This is a genomic window from Litchfieldia salsa (genome assembly GCF_900104555.1).
In the GTDB taxonomy this organism is placed as follows: domain Bacteria; phylum Bacillota; class Bacilli; order Bacillales; family Bacillaceae_L; genus Litchfieldia; species Litchfieldia salsa.
Map to the genome: position 1 here is coordinate 33,021 of NZ_FNJU01000021.1, position 15,737 is coordinate 48,757.

At 33.0% G+C, this 15,737-nt stretch carries 22 protein-coding genes and 1 riboswitch; of the genes, 3 read left to right on the forward strand and 19 right to left on the reverse strand.

Annotated elements, in window-relative coordinates:
- Positions 1 to 44: 44 nt before the first annotated feature.
- A riboswitch (cyclic di-GMP riboswitch) is annotated at positions 45 to 131 on the reverse strand.
- Positions 132 to 363: 232 nt separating this feature from the next.
- Positions 364 to 1,110 carry a DUF6612 family protein gene (locus tag BLQ56_RS22175; RefSeq protein WP_090859665.1) on the forward strand — a complete coding sequence of 249 codons (747 nt, stop codon included), beginning with the start codon at positions 364 to 366 and terminating at the stop codon, positions 1,108 to 1,110.
- Between the two features lie 154 nt (positions 1,111 to 1,264).
- On the opposite strand, the gene BLQ56_RS22180 is transcribed toward BLQ56_RS22175, so the two are convergent.
- From BLQ56_RS22180 to BLQ56_RS22205, 6 genes are all read right to left on the reverse strand, one after another.
- Positions 1,265 to 1,708, reverse strand: a complete 444-nt coding sequence (locus tag BLQ56_RS22180) for a hypothetical protein (RefSeq protein WP_090859667.1) — start codon at positions 1,706 to 1,708, stop codon at positions 1,265 to 1,267.
- 120 nt (positions 1,709 to 1,828) lie between these two features.
- On the reverse strand, positions 1,829 to 2,125 hold the full coding sequence (locus tag BLQ56_RS22185) for a hypothetical protein (protein WP_090859669.1): 297 nt from the start codon (positions 2,123 to 2,125) through the stop codon (positions 1,829 to 1,831).
- 44 nt (positions 2,126 to 2,169) lie between these two features.
- Entirely contained in the window at positions 2,170 to 2,556 is a 387-nt protein-coding gene (locus BLQ56_RS22190; protein ID WP_175490426.1) for a YxiF family protein, read from the reverse strand.
- 720 nt (positions 2,557 to 3,276) lie between these two features.
- Positions 3,277 to 4,191, reverse strand: a complete 915-nt coding sequence (locus tag BLQ56_RS22195) for a metal ABC transporter substrate-binding protein (RefSeq protein WP_420798185.1) — start codon at positions 4,189 to 4,191, stop codon at positions 3,277 to 3,279.
- 64 nt (positions 4,192 to 4,255) lie between these two features.
- Positions 4,256 to 5,113: a metal ABC transporter permease gene (locus BLQ56_RS22200; protein ID WP_090859677.1), complete on the reverse strand. Its 858-nt coding sequence runs from the start codon at positions 5,111 to 5,113 to the stop codon at positions 4,256 to 4,258.
- An 8-nt stretch (positions 5,114 to 5,121) separates the two neighbouring features.
- On the reverse strand, positions 5,122 to 5,856 hold the full coding sequence (locus tag BLQ56_RS22205) for a metal ABC transporter ATP-binding protein (RefSeq protein ID WP_090859679.1): 735 nt from the start codon (positions 5,854 to 5,856) through the stop codon (positions 5,122 to 5,124).
- Between the two features lie 313 nt (positions 5,857 to 6,169).
- On the opposite strand from BLQ56_RS22205, the gene mntR reads away from it, so the two are divergent.
- Both mntR and BLQ56_RS24275 read left to right on the forward strand, forming a co-directional pair.
- Positions 6,170 to 6,604, forward strand: a complete 435-nt coding sequence (gene mntR, locus BLQ56_RS22210) for a transcriptional regulator MntR (RefSeq protein WP_238457348.1) — start codon at positions 6,170 to 6,172, stop codon at positions 6,602 to 6,604.
- Between the two features lie 146 nt (positions 6,605 to 6,750).
- Positions 6,751 to 6,909, forward strand: coding sequence for a helix-turn-helix domain-containing protein (locus BLQ56_RS24275; protein WP_386756495.1), 159 nt, complete (start codon positions 6,751 to 6,753; stop codon positions 6,907 to 6,909).
- Positions 6,910 to 7,036: 127 nt separating this feature from the next.
- Here the strand turns inward: BLQ56_RS24275 and BLQ56_RS22215 are convergent, their stop codons facing one another.
- The 13 genes from BLQ56_RS22215 to BLQ56_RS22275 all read right to left on the reverse strand — a co-directional run.
- A complete protein-coding gene (locus BLQ56_RS22215) occupies positions 7,037 to 7,672 on the reverse strand; it encodes an FMN-dependent NADH-azoreductase (RefSeq protein WP_090859681.1) in 636 nt (211 codons plus the stop codon).
- 443 nt (positions 7,673 to 8,115) lie between these two features.
- Positions 8,116 to 9,144, reverse strand: coding sequence for a hypothetical protein (locus BLQ56_RS22220; RefSeq protein WP_090859683.1), 1,029 nt, complete (start codon positions 9,142 to 9,144; stop codon positions 8,116 to 8,118).
- A 1-nt stretch (position 9,145) separates the two neighbouring features.
- Positions 9,146 to 9,688 carry a sigma-70 family RNA polymerase sigma factor gene (locus tag BLQ56_RS22225; RefSeq protein WP_238457349.1) on the reverse strand — a complete coding sequence of 181 codons (543 nt, stop codon included), beginning with the start codon at positions 9,686 to 9,688 and terminating at the stop codon, positions 9,146 to 9,148.
- 229 nt (positions 9,689 to 9,917) lie between these two features.
- Entirely contained in the window at positions 9,918 to 10,142 is a 225-nt protein-coding gene (locus BLQ56_RS22230; RefSeq protein WP_090859710.1) for a hypothetical protein, read from the reverse strand.
- 196 nt (positions 10,143 to 10,338) lie between these two features.
- Complete coding sequence (locus tag BLQ56_RS22235; RefSeq protein ID WP_090859685.1) at positions 10,339 to 10,686, reverse strand: hypothetical protein; 348 nt, start codon at positions 10,684 to 10,686, stop codon at positions 10,339 to 10,341.
- A 121-nt stretch (positions 10,687 to 10,807) separates the two neighbouring features.
- A complete protein-coding gene (locus BLQ56_RS22240; RefSeq protein WP_090859687.1) occupies positions 10,808 to 11,032 on the reverse strand; it encodes a hypothetical protein in 225 nt (74 codons plus the stop codon).
- A 216-nt stretch (positions 11,033 to 11,248) separates the two neighbouring features.
- Positions 11,249 to 11,563 carry a putative quinol monooxygenase gene (locus BLQ56_RS22245; protein WP_090859689.1) on the reverse strand — a complete coding sequence of 105 codons (315 nt, stop codon included), beginning with the start codon at positions 11,561 to 11,563 and terminating at the stop codon, positions 11,249 to 11,251.
- 244 nt (positions 11,564 to 11,807) lie between these two features.
- Positions 11,808 to 12,182, reverse strand: a complete 375-nt coding sequence (locus tag BLQ56_RS22250) for a DUF2750 domain-containing protein (RefSeq protein ID WP_090859691.1) — start codon at positions 12,180 to 12,182, stop codon at positions 11,808 to 11,810.
- A 261-nt stretch (positions 12,183 to 12,443) separates the two neighbouring features.
- The gene (locus BLQ56_RS22255; RefSeq protein ID WP_090859693.1) at positions 12,444 to 12,902 is read right to left on the reverse strand and encodes an SMI1/KNR4 family protein; all 459 of its coding nucleotides are present in this window, start codon (positions 12,900 to 12,902) and stop codon (positions 12,444 to 12,446) included.
- Between the two features lie 110 nt (positions 12,903 to 13,012).
- Positions 13,013 to 13,483, reverse strand: a complete 471-nt coding sequence (locus tag BLQ56_RS22260) for a CDI toxin immunity protein (RefSeq protein ID WP_090859695.1) — start codon at positions 13,481 to 13,483, stop codon at positions 13,013 to 13,015.
- A 117-nt stretch (positions 13,484 to 13,600) separates the two neighbouring features.
- Positions 13,601 to 14,041 carry an NUDIX domain-containing protein gene (locus BLQ56_RS22265; protein ID WP_090859697.1) on the reverse strand — a complete coding sequence of 147 codons (441 nt, stop codon included), beginning with the start codon at positions 14,039 to 14,041 and terminating at the stop codon, positions 13,601 to 13,603.
- Between the two features lie 294 nt (positions 14,042 to 14,335).
- A complete protein-coding gene (locus tag BLQ56_RS22270) occupies positions 14,336 to 15,022 on the reverse strand; it encodes a hypothetical protein (RefSeq protein ID WP_090859699.1) in 687 nt (228 codons plus the stop codon).
- Between the two features lie 172 nt (positions 15,023 to 15,194).
- A partial coding sequence (locus tag BLQ56_RS22275) for a hypothetical protein (RefSeq protein ID WP_238457350.1) occupies positions 15,195 to 15,737 on the reverse strand: 543 nt, incomplete at its 5' end.

Consider the following 15,737-nt stretch of genomic DNA (forward strand, 5'->3'; position numbering starts at 1 on the left):
TTGCATGAATAGTGATATCAAGAGAGTGGTAAATTCGATATCAATTCGGTAACCCAGCCATCTTAGCATTGTCATGCGTTAGATCTGAGGCTTTGCGTCCCCGACTTTCGACGGGTTTGCCAGTATCGTTGATTAAAATCGTTATAAAGTAACAAGACTTTCAGACTACTTTATTCTACAAATATCGGGATATTTCTGCAATAAAAATTCTAAATTTTTTCGTCAATTGTAAAACTTCAAAATTACCATTAATGGTCAGTCATAAACGATTAGGATTTTTTTACTAAAAACTCTATTTGTTTGTGCCGATATATAGCAAGTAATTTATCTTCACTCTATTTTTTACTATTATTGGAGGTCATCATGAAAAAGTATTTATTTATTTTAGTTGGAGCCCTATTCATAGTGTTAGCTGGATGTGGGACAAAATTATCGAAAGAGGAAGTCGTAAGTAACGCGATTAATGCAGAAATCAATAGTGTTGAGGTAGATGGAACGGTTGAAGTTGAAATCAATTCTAACGGACAGAATATGACCCAATCTCTTGAATTAGTGGTTAAATATATACAAGAACCCTTCATCACTTACGTTCAAATGAGTACCGTTGATGGCGACGTAGAGTTATATAGTGATAAGGATCATACTTATATGCTAGTACCAGATGTGGAGGGTTGGCTAAAAACATCAACAAGCGATACACCCGGGATGTCTGATTTAGCAGGTGGACAATCTATAAAAGAAGATCTTGAGAGATTAAAGAAATTTGACGACTTATTTGCATTCGAACCAATTGAAGATGGATATATTCTAAAAGTGGCGTTAACAGAAGAAGCAAGTGAAGAAGAACTTGCTTTAGTAAAAGAAGTCTTAAAGGAATCTGTGCAGGATGTAGAATTTGAGGATGTACGAATTAATTCTTTTGACTATGTGTTAACGATAGACAAGGAATTCTTATTAAAATCAACTGTGGCTAAATTAGACTTAGAGGTAACTGCAGAGGGTGAAGAAGCAAGCATTGTAACGAGTGCTGATGTAAACTATACCAATGTTAACAATGTGAAGGAGTTTTCAGTACCGACTGAGGTAGTGGAGACTGCAGTAGAATATTAATTTGTTTCGTTACAGAGCATGGTCGCAAAGGGCCATGCTCTGTTTTGATGGTGATTTATCAAAATATAAATATGGTCTTGTTGAACTATACTTTCCCGTTAATGGAATAGTGGGTGCAATTCCTAATTCCTAAAGCAATCGATAGCACATTATATTACTTTAGGATTTCTATCTTCAACACTAAATCATCAAAATTATCATCAGGATGTCCCTCATTACAATGATAAAGTTTGCCATGCTCTATTTCTTCAACAATCATTGCGGCTCCATTATGCCAGGCATGCACAACCCCATCACCCGTATCCCATACATTCCAAACTTCTAATAAGCCGTTCTTAGTTTCAAATTCAACATCTATAAATTCAGGTGAATATGCTTCCCAAAATCTAATGTCTTTTACTTTATCATTATCATATGATAACGTTTTATCTGTTTTTAGGTAAATACCTTGTTCCCATTCTGAATTCGTATTAAAAAAAGTAATGCGTATTTTCCCCTTCTTACCAACATCAAAATAATCAATCTTCTGTAATTTTTTACCTTTATAGTTGATTGGTTGTCCCTGTGATCTTATAAATTCCGATTGAAATTCAGGCAATGTAGTACATCTCCTTAACCAAGGATATATTTAAAATAATTGTTTGCTTATTCAACTATTCTTGCACAAGAAGCAACTCCCTCTTATTGAGCACTCGCACCCCGTTAGTGGAGTAACAAACTAATTATTCTCCACTTCATTTAGGTAGTCCATAAATTTATCATGAAGCTCTATATTGCCCTTTAATGATTGTCCCGTATCTTTTTCAATTAAGTCTACTGCAAAACCTAAATCGTCATTATAACCATCAATCAATTCCATTACTGAATAAAGGACAGACTCAATGATCTCATTCTGATGTTCTTCTAAATCAACTGTTTCTATCCCATTTTCTAACTTGCTTAGGGAAGTAATCACGTATTCGTCTTTAATGCCTTTTAAAGCATGAAATAATTGCTTTTGTTTTTCATCTATCATTTCTAAACACTCCATTTTAATTAGCTATTAAAATTCGCCACCCGTTATTTAAATAGTCCCCAACTTATGAATGTATCTTGATATTCCCATCTTTCAACACATATTCCAAAACTATAATTAGGCTCAATTAAAACAAAATCCATACGCCCAATTGGATAACCAGTGAAGTCCACTAGCCAATCAACATTTTTAAGAGCATCTTTAAGAGTGATATTTATAGCACCTGTTTCCCTATAATTAAGGTGAAACAATAACACTTCACTATCCAATTTTGTAGGACTTAACAAGGGTATTATATATTTACTTAATTGTTCTTTTACTATTTCTGGACTATGCTCAAATTTAAATTCATTTTTATAATCAATAGCTCTGTCTATTCTTATAAATAATTGCTCCAATAGGTTAGAGGTTAATCGAGTAATTAATATCACAAAAAGAATTCAATGTTAGACTAATGTTTCTTTCTTCAAAATCCTTTATAATTGCTTTTCTTTTGTTTTTTATTTTAAGTAAATTTATTTTTTCACTACGACTTAATTCAGTCATTTTAATTCTCCTAATTCGAGTAAATTTCCTAACCTCATCCTATTTTTTAACATCGACTACTCCACCACTTAATATTAACATTAATATCCTTAGTTCTAAGGAAAAGAAAAAAAGCGTTCCTATTCATAAGGAACGCCCATTACACGAGATCCTGTCGTACAATCTCGACATCGATTGTAATTTAACTATATACAAATTCCATTTTATCTGCCACGGATGTTAATACCATCTTTAAATCAATTGCACAAAAAAAATGCTTTGCGTCAGGATTTTTTTAAAGCTTTAAAAACCCATTCGTATTTAGTTTTAGATAATAGTTCCTGATTACCCAAGTAAATTTTGCAATTCATTTTTGTTGTTCCTCAAAAGCTTTAATACTATTCAAAAGTTAAGATTACCTTGATTTTACTAATAGTGATAAAGACCTTGCCAGTTGACATTTAAGCGATTCTTCCCTTCGTGAAGAAGGTGTGAATATCCTGTTGGACCATCACACCCATTAACAACTATAATAAAGAACAATCATTGAAAGTATCAATTCGTTATTTCGGTAAATCATTTTTAAAGGAGGATAGTTCTTTAACTATCACTTTCTTTTATCTCAATCAATTATTCACTAAGTTTTTAAGAATAACATTGATATTCCATTCCATCATTTCTATATAGGAGTCACCATCTTCACCAAGTTTACCAAGAGAATCAGTAAATAATTCACCTCCAATAGCCACCCCTGTCTCTGTAGAGACCATTTCCATACTACGAGGATCTATACTGGTTTCAACAAACAATACTTGTACGTCCTTTGTATTTATTAAATCAACAATTTGTGTGACTTGTTGTGGTGTACCTTGATTCTCCGCATTAATTTCCCAAATGTACCCAGCCTCAAATTCATAGGCTTCGCTAAAATATTTAAAAGCACCTTCGCTTGTAACTAAAAAACGCTTTTCTGTAGGTATTTTATTAAAGCTGTCCAACGCGTGTTGGTGCAGGTCTTGTAATTTCGCAATATAATCTTTCGCATTCTTTTTATAAACTTCAGCATTTGTAGGATCTACTTTAATCAGTCCATCTCTTGCATTTTCTGCATACTTAATACCGTTTCGAATATCAAGCCATGCATGGGGATCTTCCTCGCCTTTATTTCCGTCTGATGTTAAATATTTTGGCACTACACCTTCACTTAGTCGGTATACAGGGCCACCCTCACCAGACTTTCCAGCTGTTTCAATCAGCTTTTCAAACCATGAATTCCCTTCTTCAAGATTTAATCCATTATAAAAAACAATGTCAGCGTCTGTTGTTTTTTGAATATCTAGGGGAAGTGGATCATATTCATGGGGGTTTGACCCAACTGGCGCTAAACTATGAATCTCAACTCTATCGCCACCTATATTTTTTACTATATCGTATAGAATCGAGTACGTCGTAACGACTTGTAGCTTATCTTTATCTTTTCCTACTTGACCATCCGTTTCTTTACTTTCAGTACACCCTGCTAGAATGACAATTGACAACAGACTAATAATAAATATTTTTTTTTAAAATGGTTCATCGTGATTCCTCCCTAAATCTTTAATTTTTTTATGAAAGTGATAGCTTTTTTCTTTTTGCTTTTATAGAACGCCATAGGATACCTTGTTTTGGAGAGAAAGCAAAAGCTAGTAAAAATAAAACAGTTGAAACCAAGACAATACTTGCTCCTGAGGCTAGGTTATAAGTGAAGCTAAAGTATAGCCCAACAACCGACGCTAGCACTCCTAAACCAGCTGAAAGATAGATCATTACCCCTAATCGATCGGTTAATAAATAGGCAGTCGCTGCAGGTGTTATTAACATAGCCACTACAAGTACAATTCCGACCGTTTGTAAAGAAGCAACTGTTACCATAGTAAGTAATGTCATTAAAAAATAATGGATAATTTTAATGGGAAGTCCATATGCTTCTGCCATAGTAGGATCAAAGGAAGTAACAAGAAGCTCTTTATAGAACAAGAAAATGGAAATTAATACAAACACTCCTATTCCAAGTGTAGTCCACATATCCGATGGTCTAACTGCTAATACATTACCAAACAAGATGTGATAAAGATCCGTACTACTTTTCATGACAGTAATGAGAATAATCCCTAGGGCAAAAGCTGCTGTAAACATAATCCCGATGGAGATATCATTTTTAATTCGACTATTTTGACTGATAAAGCCAATTCCCATGGCAGTTAAAACACCCGTTACTACCGCACCAATAAAGAAGTTGATTCCAAACATATAGGCGATAGCTACCCCAGGAAGAACCGCATGGGAAATGGCATCTCCCATGAGGGCCATTCCTCTTAAAATGATAAAGCATCCAACCACTCCACAAACAATACCAACCATGGTTGATGTAAGAAGAGCCTTTTGTAAGAAGTCATAATACATGACAGCATCAATAAAAGACATTTACACATTCACCCCCAATTTTTCAAAAAGGAAAATTGCCCAACATATGCTTTAGATAAAGTCTCTGCTTGTAAAACTTCATCTGTATGCCCAAAAGCAATTAACTCCTTATTTAATAGAATTAATTGATCAAAATAATGACTGACTTTACTTAAATCGTGGTGAACAACAAGAATGATTTTCCCACTTTTCTTAAGATCTTTTAAAATAGTAATAATGGTCTCTTCGCTCGCTATATCTATTCCAACAAAGGGTTCATCTAAATAAAATATTTCTGATTTTTGAGCAAGTGCCCTTGCTAAGAATACTCTTTGTTGTTGTCCTCCTGAAAGTTCACCAATTTGACGCTTACTAAACTCCTCCATCCCTACTCTTTCTAGGCAATGTTGAGCCCATTCTCTCTCTGTTTTCTTCGGACTTTTGAACAACCCTAGGTTAGGATATGTCCCGATTAAAACTGTATCAAATACCGTTATTGGAAAGTCCCAATCAATATTGTTTCTTTGTGGAACATAGGCAACAGACCTTCTTTGTTCATTAAAGCTTTTGCCGTAAATCTGAATATCTCCTTTATCTTTAGGGATCAGATTTAACAAAGATTTTAATAAAGTTGATTTCCCTGCTCCATTTGGGCCAATAATCCCAACTAAATTACTGTGTTCAATTGAAAAGTTTATGTTTTTAAGGGCCTCATTACCATGGTAAGACACAAATAGCTCTTTCACTGTAAGTGCTGATTTCATACCATTTCCCCCTTTCTTAAAGTTATAAAGTTTCCCTAAGGCAAGTTTTTGCGCAAAAAAATATAGGAACATGCTAGAGAAATTAAAAGTCTCTTTTCTTTCAATATGGTAATAATTAACCTTTTACTAATAAATATATTCCCTCGTCCACATAAAATTCATTAGAACAAATTTATTTCCTTAAGGAAACATTTTATACCTAGGGAAAATATCTGTCAATGCAGAAAGTATTCTGACCTTGATAAATTTGTGATGGGTTTGAACCTAATTCAAATTTTGTTATATAATACTATAGGGGAATTAGACAATTGGGATGAAAGGCGGAAATAAATTGCCAACACCAAGTATGGAAGATTATTTAGAAAAAATTTATATAACCATTGAAGAAAAAGGATATGCTCGTAGTGTAGATATAGCTTCTTCTCTTGGTGTCCTTCCATCTTCTGTGACTAAAATGATGCAGAAATTAGACGATGTAGATTTAGGGATTTATGAGAGATATAGAGGATTCATCCTTACAGATAAAGGAAAGAGACTCGCAAAAAAATTAGTGGAAAAACATCAAATGTTAGAAGAGTTTTTACAGCTAATCGGAGTTCAAGATCAAAATATATATGAGGAAGTAGAAAAGCTTGAGCACTACATTAGTAAAGAAACCGCTCTTTGTATATCAAGCCTACTTGATTTTTTTGTAGAAAACCCATCTATAAAGGATTCCTATTTAACTAACTTTAAAAAAAATAACTAAATATGAAGTATAATTCAATGAGTTACAATATAAAAGGCATCTATCAATGATATGCTCCCCATAAGGTCAAAGATTAAAAAATAAAAATCTGACTACCGAATGGGGAGTATTTTTATTTCCAAAAGAGCGTTTCCTCCAAAAATAAAATTAGAGTCATACAAATGTGTGAAGACGGTACTTCTTCTACCTTATCTGAGATTGTTAAAAAGTATAAGGTTAGTGAGGTTACAATAAGAAAATGGAAATATCAATTTGATACATATGGTTCTAAAGGTCTTAAGGAGTCTTCAACTTGGAAAAAGTAAACTAAAGAACTAAAACCAGTCTGGTTGTACTGCCCAGCTAAAGAATTTCTTTTTGAATTTGTTCTTTTTCAAAATAAGCACCTTGTTGAATATACAAAAAGAGCCAACATCGTTAGCTCTTTTGTATTTAGAATGTATGGGCTAAATCCTTAGCTCGTGCAATTGCATTTTCCTTAATTTCTTGTGCTTTATCAGGCATTGCTGCTTGTCCTTCCACAAATAAACCTTCAAACGATGGGACTCCATAAAATTGCATCATAATATTTAAATAGCGGTGGCCCATTTCCATTTGAGCAGCTGGTCCTTCTGAATAAATCCCCCCACGAGCTTGTATATGTAAAGCTTTTTTATCAGTTAACAGTCCTACTGGACCTTGTTCTGTGTATTTAAATGTTTTTCCTGCAACAGAAACTGAATCAATATAAGCCTTTAAGACTGGTGGAAAAGAAAAATTCCACAAAGGTGATACAAAAACATACTTATCAGCTGAAATAAATTGTTCACATAGTTCTGATAAACGACCTACTTTTGCCTTTTCATCTGCTGACAACTCTTCAAATCCTTTTCCTGATTGGAGTTTTCCCCAACCACTAAAAACATCAACATCTATTTGTGGAATATTCTCTTTATAAAGATCAACATTCACAACTTCGTCATTAGGGTTTGTTTCTTTGTAGGTATCAATAAATGCTTTGCCTACTGCCATACTATAAGATTGAGTATCATCATGTGGGTGTGCTGTAATATACAATACTTTTGCCATCTTTTTACTTCCTTTCTTTACCCTTATTTTGTCATTCTAGTTTGTGTTTGGAATAAAAATATATACCATTATCTTTAATTAATATATTTTTAATTCAAGGTAAATTATATAACTATCTTCAAGCCAAAGCAAATCATCTGACCCTTACCTAAATAAGAGTTTTTCTTGTTCAATGAACGCACCCTCTTGCTTAAGTACAGTTCTTCACAAAGTTTATGACGAAAGATGTAGTATTTAATACGCAGTATCGTTGTACTGTGCAGCAAAGATTATTAAAAAAACAGATGCTTCTTCAACAAAAGCCCCCTTTAAAGTGTTATTTTTCACAAGCTTTCATTATTATAGGAATGCTGCCCCGTTTATCATATTAAAAACATATCTCTGAAAAAGTTCTGATTAATTAAGAAGAACGTTAACATTGTTAACGTCCTCTAGATATTTACTTAATCGGTTATGTTATAAACTAATATATCGAATAATTCACCATTAACATAAAGTAACATTGCCCATTCACCTTTTAAAGGAATATTCACGCTTGAAGGTATGTGTGCATCCGCTCCATTATTCTTTCCACCAAGTTCAATTGTCCAGCCTGATGTTAGGATTTGATGGACAGTGTCCGTTTCTTTATGCAATCCAACGACCGTTAACTTGTTTTCAGTGGTATTATCAATCCCCCACAGATGCCACATCCACTTTTGGTTAATGTTTAAACTAGGCATATCCGCACCAATAACACCTGATTTGTTATCATTCCCTATGATATTATTACCTAAATCCACTGCCTCCTTGTTCCATTCAACGTTCTCAAAGTCTTTAATCAAAATATAGGAAGGTGTATTTTTAGGTAAAATTATTTTTCTTTGGTTTTTTTCTGGTCCAACAGGTAATACGACATCCCCGTATAATTTCTTATCAAAATACACCTCGTATTTCCAAATGCCACTATCAGGTACTGTAAGTGAAGCTGTAAATCTACCTAAACTTGAATACCCTGGGGTAGGTTCGGAAATTTTTAATGGAGTTAATACATTAATACGATCACCGGTTTCTTTATGAATTGCGTATATTTCAATTTCTTTTCCTTTATAGGTATTGAAAGACTCCTTAAAACTAAACACATACCCATAAGGTTTACCAGCAGAAAGATAAGGATCTGGAAAAACGTTGAATAGTACCTTACTATTCTTTGAATATTCCTCCCGTACCCCCCATTCATTTTCAACTGTCTGCTTAGCACCTTGGTTTACACCATCATTCGAAGATAGGTTAGTAAATAACCCTGTATAAACCAAAAAGAGGAATAAGGATGCTGCCAGAGTCGATATTAAATAAATAGAGACATTTGGTTTTCTAATTTCATTTGTTTGAAGAGAGGACCTAATCTTTCTTTTCTGAATCTCAGTAAAGTGCTTACCTTTATGAGTCGATGAATTCATAGCACCCCTTAAATTACTAAGCTCCTTTTCCATGTTACCTCCACCTTTCCATCAAGACTTTTAGTTTTGCCCTTGCTCTATTCAATCTAGTTTTGACCGTATTATTATTTATTTTTAATATCCTACTAATGTCTTCAATCGGTAGTTCTTCATAATAATATAGTGTAATTACCTCTCGATACTTGATTGGAAGTGCTAATACACAAGTAGATAGGAATTCCTCTTCACTACTCTTCATTATGGACATTTCTGGCGATAACTCTAACGTCCTTGAACTGATAATAAGGTTAGAACTCATAACAACCCTTTTGAAGAATGAACTCTTTAATAAATCTTTGCACTTGTTTATTGTAATCCTATAGATCCAAGCCTTAAAAAAGGTGATTTTATCGATGTTTTCATATTCCCTATAACAAGTAATGAATACTTCTTGTACAATATCTTCTGATATACTCCAATCCTTTGTATAATTAAAGCAAAGCTTAGTTAACCTTTCTCCATAAACATCCATAATTCTTTCAAACCATTCATCCTTAATTTCTATATCCACCATTTCATCCCCATTTGCTTTATTCAAGTTACTACCACCTCTGTTCTCACTCTTTATGCTAAGACGACCGAGATTTGCTTTGGTTTCATTTTTTATATTTTAACAATAAAAAACTACTCAAATGAGTAGTGAGATAACTTTTTATCCTCTTATCCTTTATTAATAAAATTGACCTTTACTTCAATAAGGATAGGCGGTACCTCTTTATTGAAGCATCGCTCCCTTTAGCGGAACAGTGGTAGTAGGAATTAACACTTTATTTAGCTTTTTGTGCTAAATCAATTGCTACTGCTAATTTAATTTGGTTTATCTTACTAAGACCTTTTTTATATTCAATCAGAGTTATAGGGTCATCCACTTGTACTACACTCTTACTTTCACGTTCTACCTCGACCTTAACTATTCTATCGGTGTTAATTAAAATTGTATAAAAGTCTTCACCCTGGCCTGGAATCCAATCAATAATATATGACGATGTCATACCTTGAAACAATTTTCTTAAAGTGATTAATCAATCTACTTTTTCCTCAGTATTAACTAGTCCATCATATGATTTAATCAATTGTTCTCTAATGTCTTCTTCTGCCTTACTTCCTCTAAGTTTAAAAGCCATCATCCTTGTATTGATTGAACTTTAGATATATTTTTTTACTAAAGCACCCCGATAGTTGAAGAACTTAATTGGTGTTATCTATCAAAAACCTCTTTGCATCCTCAAGATTAGAACTTTCAAAAACAATATTACGTTTACCTAAAATATAAATATAAGGTGATTTAGTAGCTTCTAAAGATGGATACTCCTTTTGGGTCAATTCTAAATCAAAAGCAATTAAATTTACGCCTTCATGTTCATCTTCAAACTCTTGCAGCCATTTTAGCTGTTCTTCATTTCCTTCCTCTGGAACAATATATATAACTTTGTATTGTTCTCCAGATAAAGCATAAGGAATATCATCTTTCTTTGAACAACTTATTAACGTAGCTAATGTTGTTATAAATACTAATCCTATAATCATATTTTTCATTGTATTCCCCCTGTTTTTATACTACACATCCCTATTTAAGATTTTTAAATATAGTATGAATAAATTCCACAAAAATAGCGTCAATCCCTTCTTAGATCAACGCCCCCGTTAATTAAATAGACTAATAATTTTTTTCATCTAAATACTCTCTATATGCTTTCTGAACTATATCCTCTTTGGCTGATATATTTGAAATTCTTTTATGCAGATCGTTTAGTAGATACAATCCTCTTAATATACAACCTACTACGATTCCAAAAGCAACAATACCACCTACAAGTGGCCCCATCATCAATAAAACGAAGCCTAAAATGGCACTTAAAATAATTGATATAAGTAAATACATATAATGCCTCCCACACATACTGTACTACAAATAATCCGTTTATCTTATTAAAGAATACTGCTCATGCTCATTACTTCACCAAGAAAAGCCATACATCCTTATTGAAGTATGGCACCCGTTTGTTTAAGTACATTTGTTCACAATCTTTGCATTGAATAAGAAAAAGCTGCCACAATGACAGCCAGTTCTAATTTAATATCTACGGGAGTGTTAATTTTAATTAGATAAAATGCCCTTCCCGCCTTTTGTTATTAAGGTGCTGATTCTTTCCATACCAGTAATAATTGGTTTCGCACGACTTATTAATGTTTGGGTGGCTTCAAGACTTAGAGACGCTTGATGGGCATCTTCATTAGCCCACACTTCATAAACATAAACAGAATTTGGTTCATTATCAGAAATATTCACAAGATATACTTCACATTCATCCAGACTCTTCATTGATTCTGCCGCTTCTAACAGAATATCAACCATTTTTTCTTTTTCGCCTTCTTGTACCATAAACTTGTTAAATAAACTAAATTTGCTCATACCATCCTCCTTAATTTTGTAACCTGTTAATTATTTCTATATCTATACACGCTTTTCCTATCATTCCCATAAATAAAACTAATCAAATCTTCTTGAGCTAACCTGCTCCGTTACTTCAATAAGAAAAAGCTGCCACAACGACAGCCTTTATCTTCAACTCTTGCACCCTTTACTTTAAATACACTTTTTCACAATCTTGTTCTTTGTAAGTTGATTTCTTTTGATATTGAAACACAAAGCTGCCTTAATAATTCTCTAACTCATTACTTAAATCTCTTAATAACACATCTATCTCCACCATTACTAAATCTTCATTGATTGGGAAAATGGATGGTTTAACTCTATCTTTCTTCATACCAACAAGCCATTTTTCAATAAACTCATATATGTCAATCGGTTCAGCTTTGAATTTATTCCACTCATTAACTGCACAGTATTCTGCAAATTCTTTTTTAGGAAAGAAAGGAATCAACATATTACCATCAACATCCTGTGCTGTTGCCCAACCATCGTCATATAAAGCCCAGACTTCTTCATAATCAGCAACCTTTTTAATAAAATACTCATATCTTATATTTGGTGGCTGTTTAATAACGGAATCAAATTCTCTTTGGTTCATATTTATATCCTCCAGTTACTACATTTAACAAGGCATTTAACATATTCTCCAATACTGATAAAAACACCTTCTTAAACTAACCTTCTCCGTTACTTCAATAAAAAAGCGTTCATTAGTTATTGAAGCATCGCCCCAGTTACGCAATAAGATTTATTTCTCTATATTATAAACTTTATATACTTCATTTGAATTTTCTTTAAAGACATAAATGCGTTCACATTTGATGCATCGCCATAAATCATATTTAGGGGAAGGGATATTTTAGACTTCACTTTCAATTAGCGATAGTAAGAAGTCACCAAAATCGTTTACTAAGATATTTGTTTCATTAGTACCAGATACATATTCGATTACTGGTGGTTCTCCATTTGACTTGATTTGATTAAAATCAAGACAGTTTAACACGCCCATACCCGTATCATATATAACAAGTAAGTTCCTTGGTAAATTAAAATCTCTTCGTTCTGTTAAAGTAAACCACACAGCATCAGGTACAGAAGAATTTTCAAAGTCATCATTTATAACACCATATATTTCCTCTGCTCCGAAGTTACCAGCACCATATCTTTTAATGAAATCTCTATATAATGGGGGAAATTCAAGTCCTAAAACCAATTCAGCTTTCTTGATTAATTCTTCTGAACGCTCACCCATAAAGTCTGCATTTTCAACATACTGCTCAATTAAATTGATTGCTTTCAAATAAGTTTCTCTGCTCATTTTAATTCCCTCCAAAGAAAGACCAATCCAACTTATTTTATACCCTGCCTTGCTCCACTAAACTGACCGTTAGTGAAAAAGCGACTGATCCTCTTGACAATCGCACTCCGTTAATTAAAGAAGCCATTACCTAAATAACCCAGAGTTATTTCTCCTTCGCGATTAATCTCAATCACATATTTACCCCTCACGAATAGGAATGTATTTGCTGATACTGCTATAACATCATCAAAAGCCTTTTGAATATTATCGAATTTAGCTTTCAATACGGGGAATTTATCATGGCTCCAATAAATTTCAATTTCTTCTTCTGAACTTAGTAAATCTGTTAACTCAACTATATTGTTTATGTTCAAAGGGTTACTAAACTTTTTCCAATCTAATCTTCCCCACTCAGTAAATGGAACATGTTCTTCAAATAGGTCATAAAGTTCTTCACTCTTATTGTCGGAAAAAATTGTCACACCATCACCCAAAGCCACTATACATTCATCAAATAAAGCTCCATAATCTTCCTTGATTTTTGCTTTTTGTTTTTCAATTAATAATTCTAATTTCTTCTTTCTGTCTTCTTTTTTCATTAATCTCCATCCATTCAAAAGGAATGTCGCTTTTTAAATTAACCTGCCTCAATAGCTGAAGAAGCGACAGCCCTATTTGTGCTATCGCCCCCGTTACTTTAATAAGAATAACTCACTTTAACGAATAAATGCCATTTCTTTTTTATCAAGAGCATCTTTTAACCATCGAGGGTGCATTTTCAATAAATCATGAGGTAGGGTTTCTTGTCCAAAAAATTTAATCTCAAGTGATTCATCTGAATTACATCTAAGTTCTCCTCCTGTAATTTCAGCTAAAAAACAAGTTGTTATGAAATGTACTACTTTACCATTTGGATAAACAAACACTTGTGAATTAGGGTCAGAATAAACACCTATTAGCTTTTTAATTCTTATATCTAAGTTTGTTTCCTCTTTTACTTCCCTAATAGCTGCTTCAGAAACTGTTTCTCCTATTTCTACATGTCCCGAAGGAATCCCCCATAATTCTACATCTGCTCTTTTCTGTAATAAAACTTGGTTCTTCTCATTCAAAATTACTACAGCAACACCAGCTTTTAATTCATCAATTTTCTCCATACAATAAACCTCCTTACAAAATAAAAAAGGTCCGAGGGGAAGGATTTCAACGCATAACAAATACGCTGAACCTTTCCCCTCGGACCTTTTATGTCAATAGGTGCCTTTTACTTTTGTAAAAGATGTAGCCCTCGGTCACAGACCTATAATAGCGGAACCCTAGCTACAATTTTCCAGTTCATAAAACGAAAATTATTATTTTTTACATTTCATATTTTATAATAAATCATAAAATAATTAAAGGCGTTCTTTCACTAAACTGCCCTTTACTTTAAGAAAGAGATACGGAAACACCTAAATTTGTGTGATTATATACACCAATGGGTTTGATTTATCTTCAGTCCCGAAAAAGAATAATTTATTGCCTAGGAATAACTCATAATAACTTTCCTCAGAAGGAATAGGGTCTCCATTTAGTCCTAGAGTCATTTGTGGTAAAGCATTTGGTAATATTTCAAACTGATAATTTTCTAACATTTGAAGAAGGAAGAACATAGGAACTTCATCATACATTGATGGAGATTCGTCATCTAGCAGCCAGTTTGGATTTCCCCCCAATTTATCTAAACTAATATTTAAATTCTTAGTAGCCTTAAGGCTAATTGGTTTGTACTTGATCTTCTCTGTATATTTCTTGGTAACAGCTTCTTTAGTTTTAAAAACTAAAATCTTAAAATTCCGTTGATAATTATGTAGATAACCCTTAGGTAATTTTATATTAGATAATATCCCGTCTGGCATTTCTGGAATTAAATATTCTTCACTTACACAGGTAGTACAAGCAAAGATAGCCATTGATAAGCCTTCCCATTGGTGATTGGTAGGAATTGCAATTTGAAAGAAAAATGTGAGTTGAGAACCACAAAGTTGGCAATCAGGAATACAAATATCACGAGGTAAACTAGGTTTACCCCCAATAAATGAAAGGTAATTTCCTTCCTTCACATTTTCATCTATCTTCAATAAATAACAATCTCCCATTTCTAATTCCCCTTAATTTATATTCGATTCTTTTATTATTTTAAGCCATGAAGATTAAGTCAGTAAAATCCTTTGTTATTAAGCTATACTTCCTCTTTAGCTTAATAAGGATTTCAACAAAAAGGTGCCTTAATCCTTCTTGGATCAAATCTCCCGTTACTTCAATAAAGTCTTATGACTGGTTATAAGACTTTAGGCCTTTCCAACCTTTAAAAGTGTTTCTGAAATTACTCGATAAATCATTACCTTTACTTAGGAGTAAGACTAAAGATGAATCCCACAATACCAATTCAGCCACCGCTAATGGATGTTGAATCACTGGGTTTTCCACCCAAAAATTAGGATTGCCATCAGCATATGGTTCATCTTGAATAGTATCCAAATCAACAATTTCATTTTTTTCTATTGCAGAAAATACTCCCCAGATAAAATAAACTTCTTTCATATTTGCAAGTTTGTTAAGGTTTTCTCCTGTTATTAAATAATTATTGCGACAGTGACTACTATCGTCATAAATACGATAATCCATAAAGTAATCGAGGTAGTTATCAGGATAAGACCAGTCTAAATCGGTTAGCAGCCAATTATATTCTTTTTCAAGACCATTAAAGGAATTCAAAATTTCTTTTAACTCTAAAAAGTCCTCTAAAATAGTGTTCATTACCTTGCACCTCAATTTATATTTACCTTTATAATAACATTTCGTTCTTAAATT

Coding starts and splice junctions, on each gene's coding strand:
- BLQ56_RS22175 (WP_090859665.1), top strand. CDS start 364: ATGAAAAAGTATTTATTTATTTTAGTTGGAGCCCTATTCATAGTGTTA.
- BLQ56_RS22185 (WP_090859669.1), bottom strand. CDS start 2,125: ATGATAGATGAAAAACAAAAGCAATTATTTCATGCTTTAAAAGGCATT.
- BLQ56_RS22200 (WP_090859677.1), bottom strand. CDS start 5,113: ATGTCTTTTATTGATGCTGTCATGTATTATGACTTCTTACAAAAGGCT.
- BLQ56_RS22205 (WP_090859679.1), bottom strand. CDS start 5,856: ATGAAATCAGCACTTACAGTGAAAGAGCTATTTGTGTCTTACCATGGT.
- mntR (WP_238457348.1), top strand. CDS start 6,170: ATGAAAGGCGGAAATAAATTGCCAACACCAAGTATGGAAGATTATTTA.
- BLQ56_RS22215 (WP_090859681.1), bottom strand. CDS start 7,672: ATGGCAAAAGTATTGTATATTACAGCACACCCACATGATGATACTCAA.
- BLQ56_RS22220 (WP_090859683.1), bottom strand. CDS start 9,144: ATGGAAAAGGAGCTTAGTAATTTAAGGGGTGCTATGAATTCATCGACT.
- BLQ56_RS22230 (WP_090859710.1), bottom strand. CDS start 10,142: ATGACATCGTCATATATTATTGATTGGATTCCAGGCCAGGGTGAAGAC.
- BLQ56_RS22235 (WP_090859685.1), bottom strand. CDS start 10,686: ATGAAAAATATGATTATAGGATTAGTATTTATAACAACATTAGCTACG.
- BLQ56_RS22240 (WP_090859687.1), bottom strand. CDS start 11,032: ATGTATTTACTTATATCAATTATTTTAAGTGCCATTTTAGGCTTCGTT.
- BLQ56_RS22245 (WP_090859689.1), bottom strand. CDS start 11,563: ATGAGCAAATTTAGTTTATTTAACAAGTTTATGGTACAAGAAGGCGAA.
- BLQ56_RS22250 (WP_090859691.1), bottom strand. CDS start 12,182: ATGAACCAAAGAGAATTTGATTCCGTTATTAAACAGCCACCAAATATA.
- BLQ56_RS22255 (WP_090859693.1), bottom strand. CDS start 12,902: ATGAGCAGAGAAACTTATTTGAAAGCAATCAATTTAATTGAGCAGTAT.
- BLQ56_RS22260 (WP_090859695.1), bottom strand. CDS start 13,483: ATGAAAAAAGAAGACAGAAAGAAGAAATTAGAATTATTAATTGAAAAA.
- BLQ56_RS22265 (WP_090859697.1), bottom strand. CDS start 14,041: ATGGAGAAAATTGATGAATTAAAAGCTGGTGTTGCTGTAGTAATTTTG.
- BLQ56_RS22270 (WP_090859699.1), bottom strand. CDS start 15,022: ATGGGAGATTGTTATTTATTGAAGATAGATGAAAATGTGAAGGAAGGA.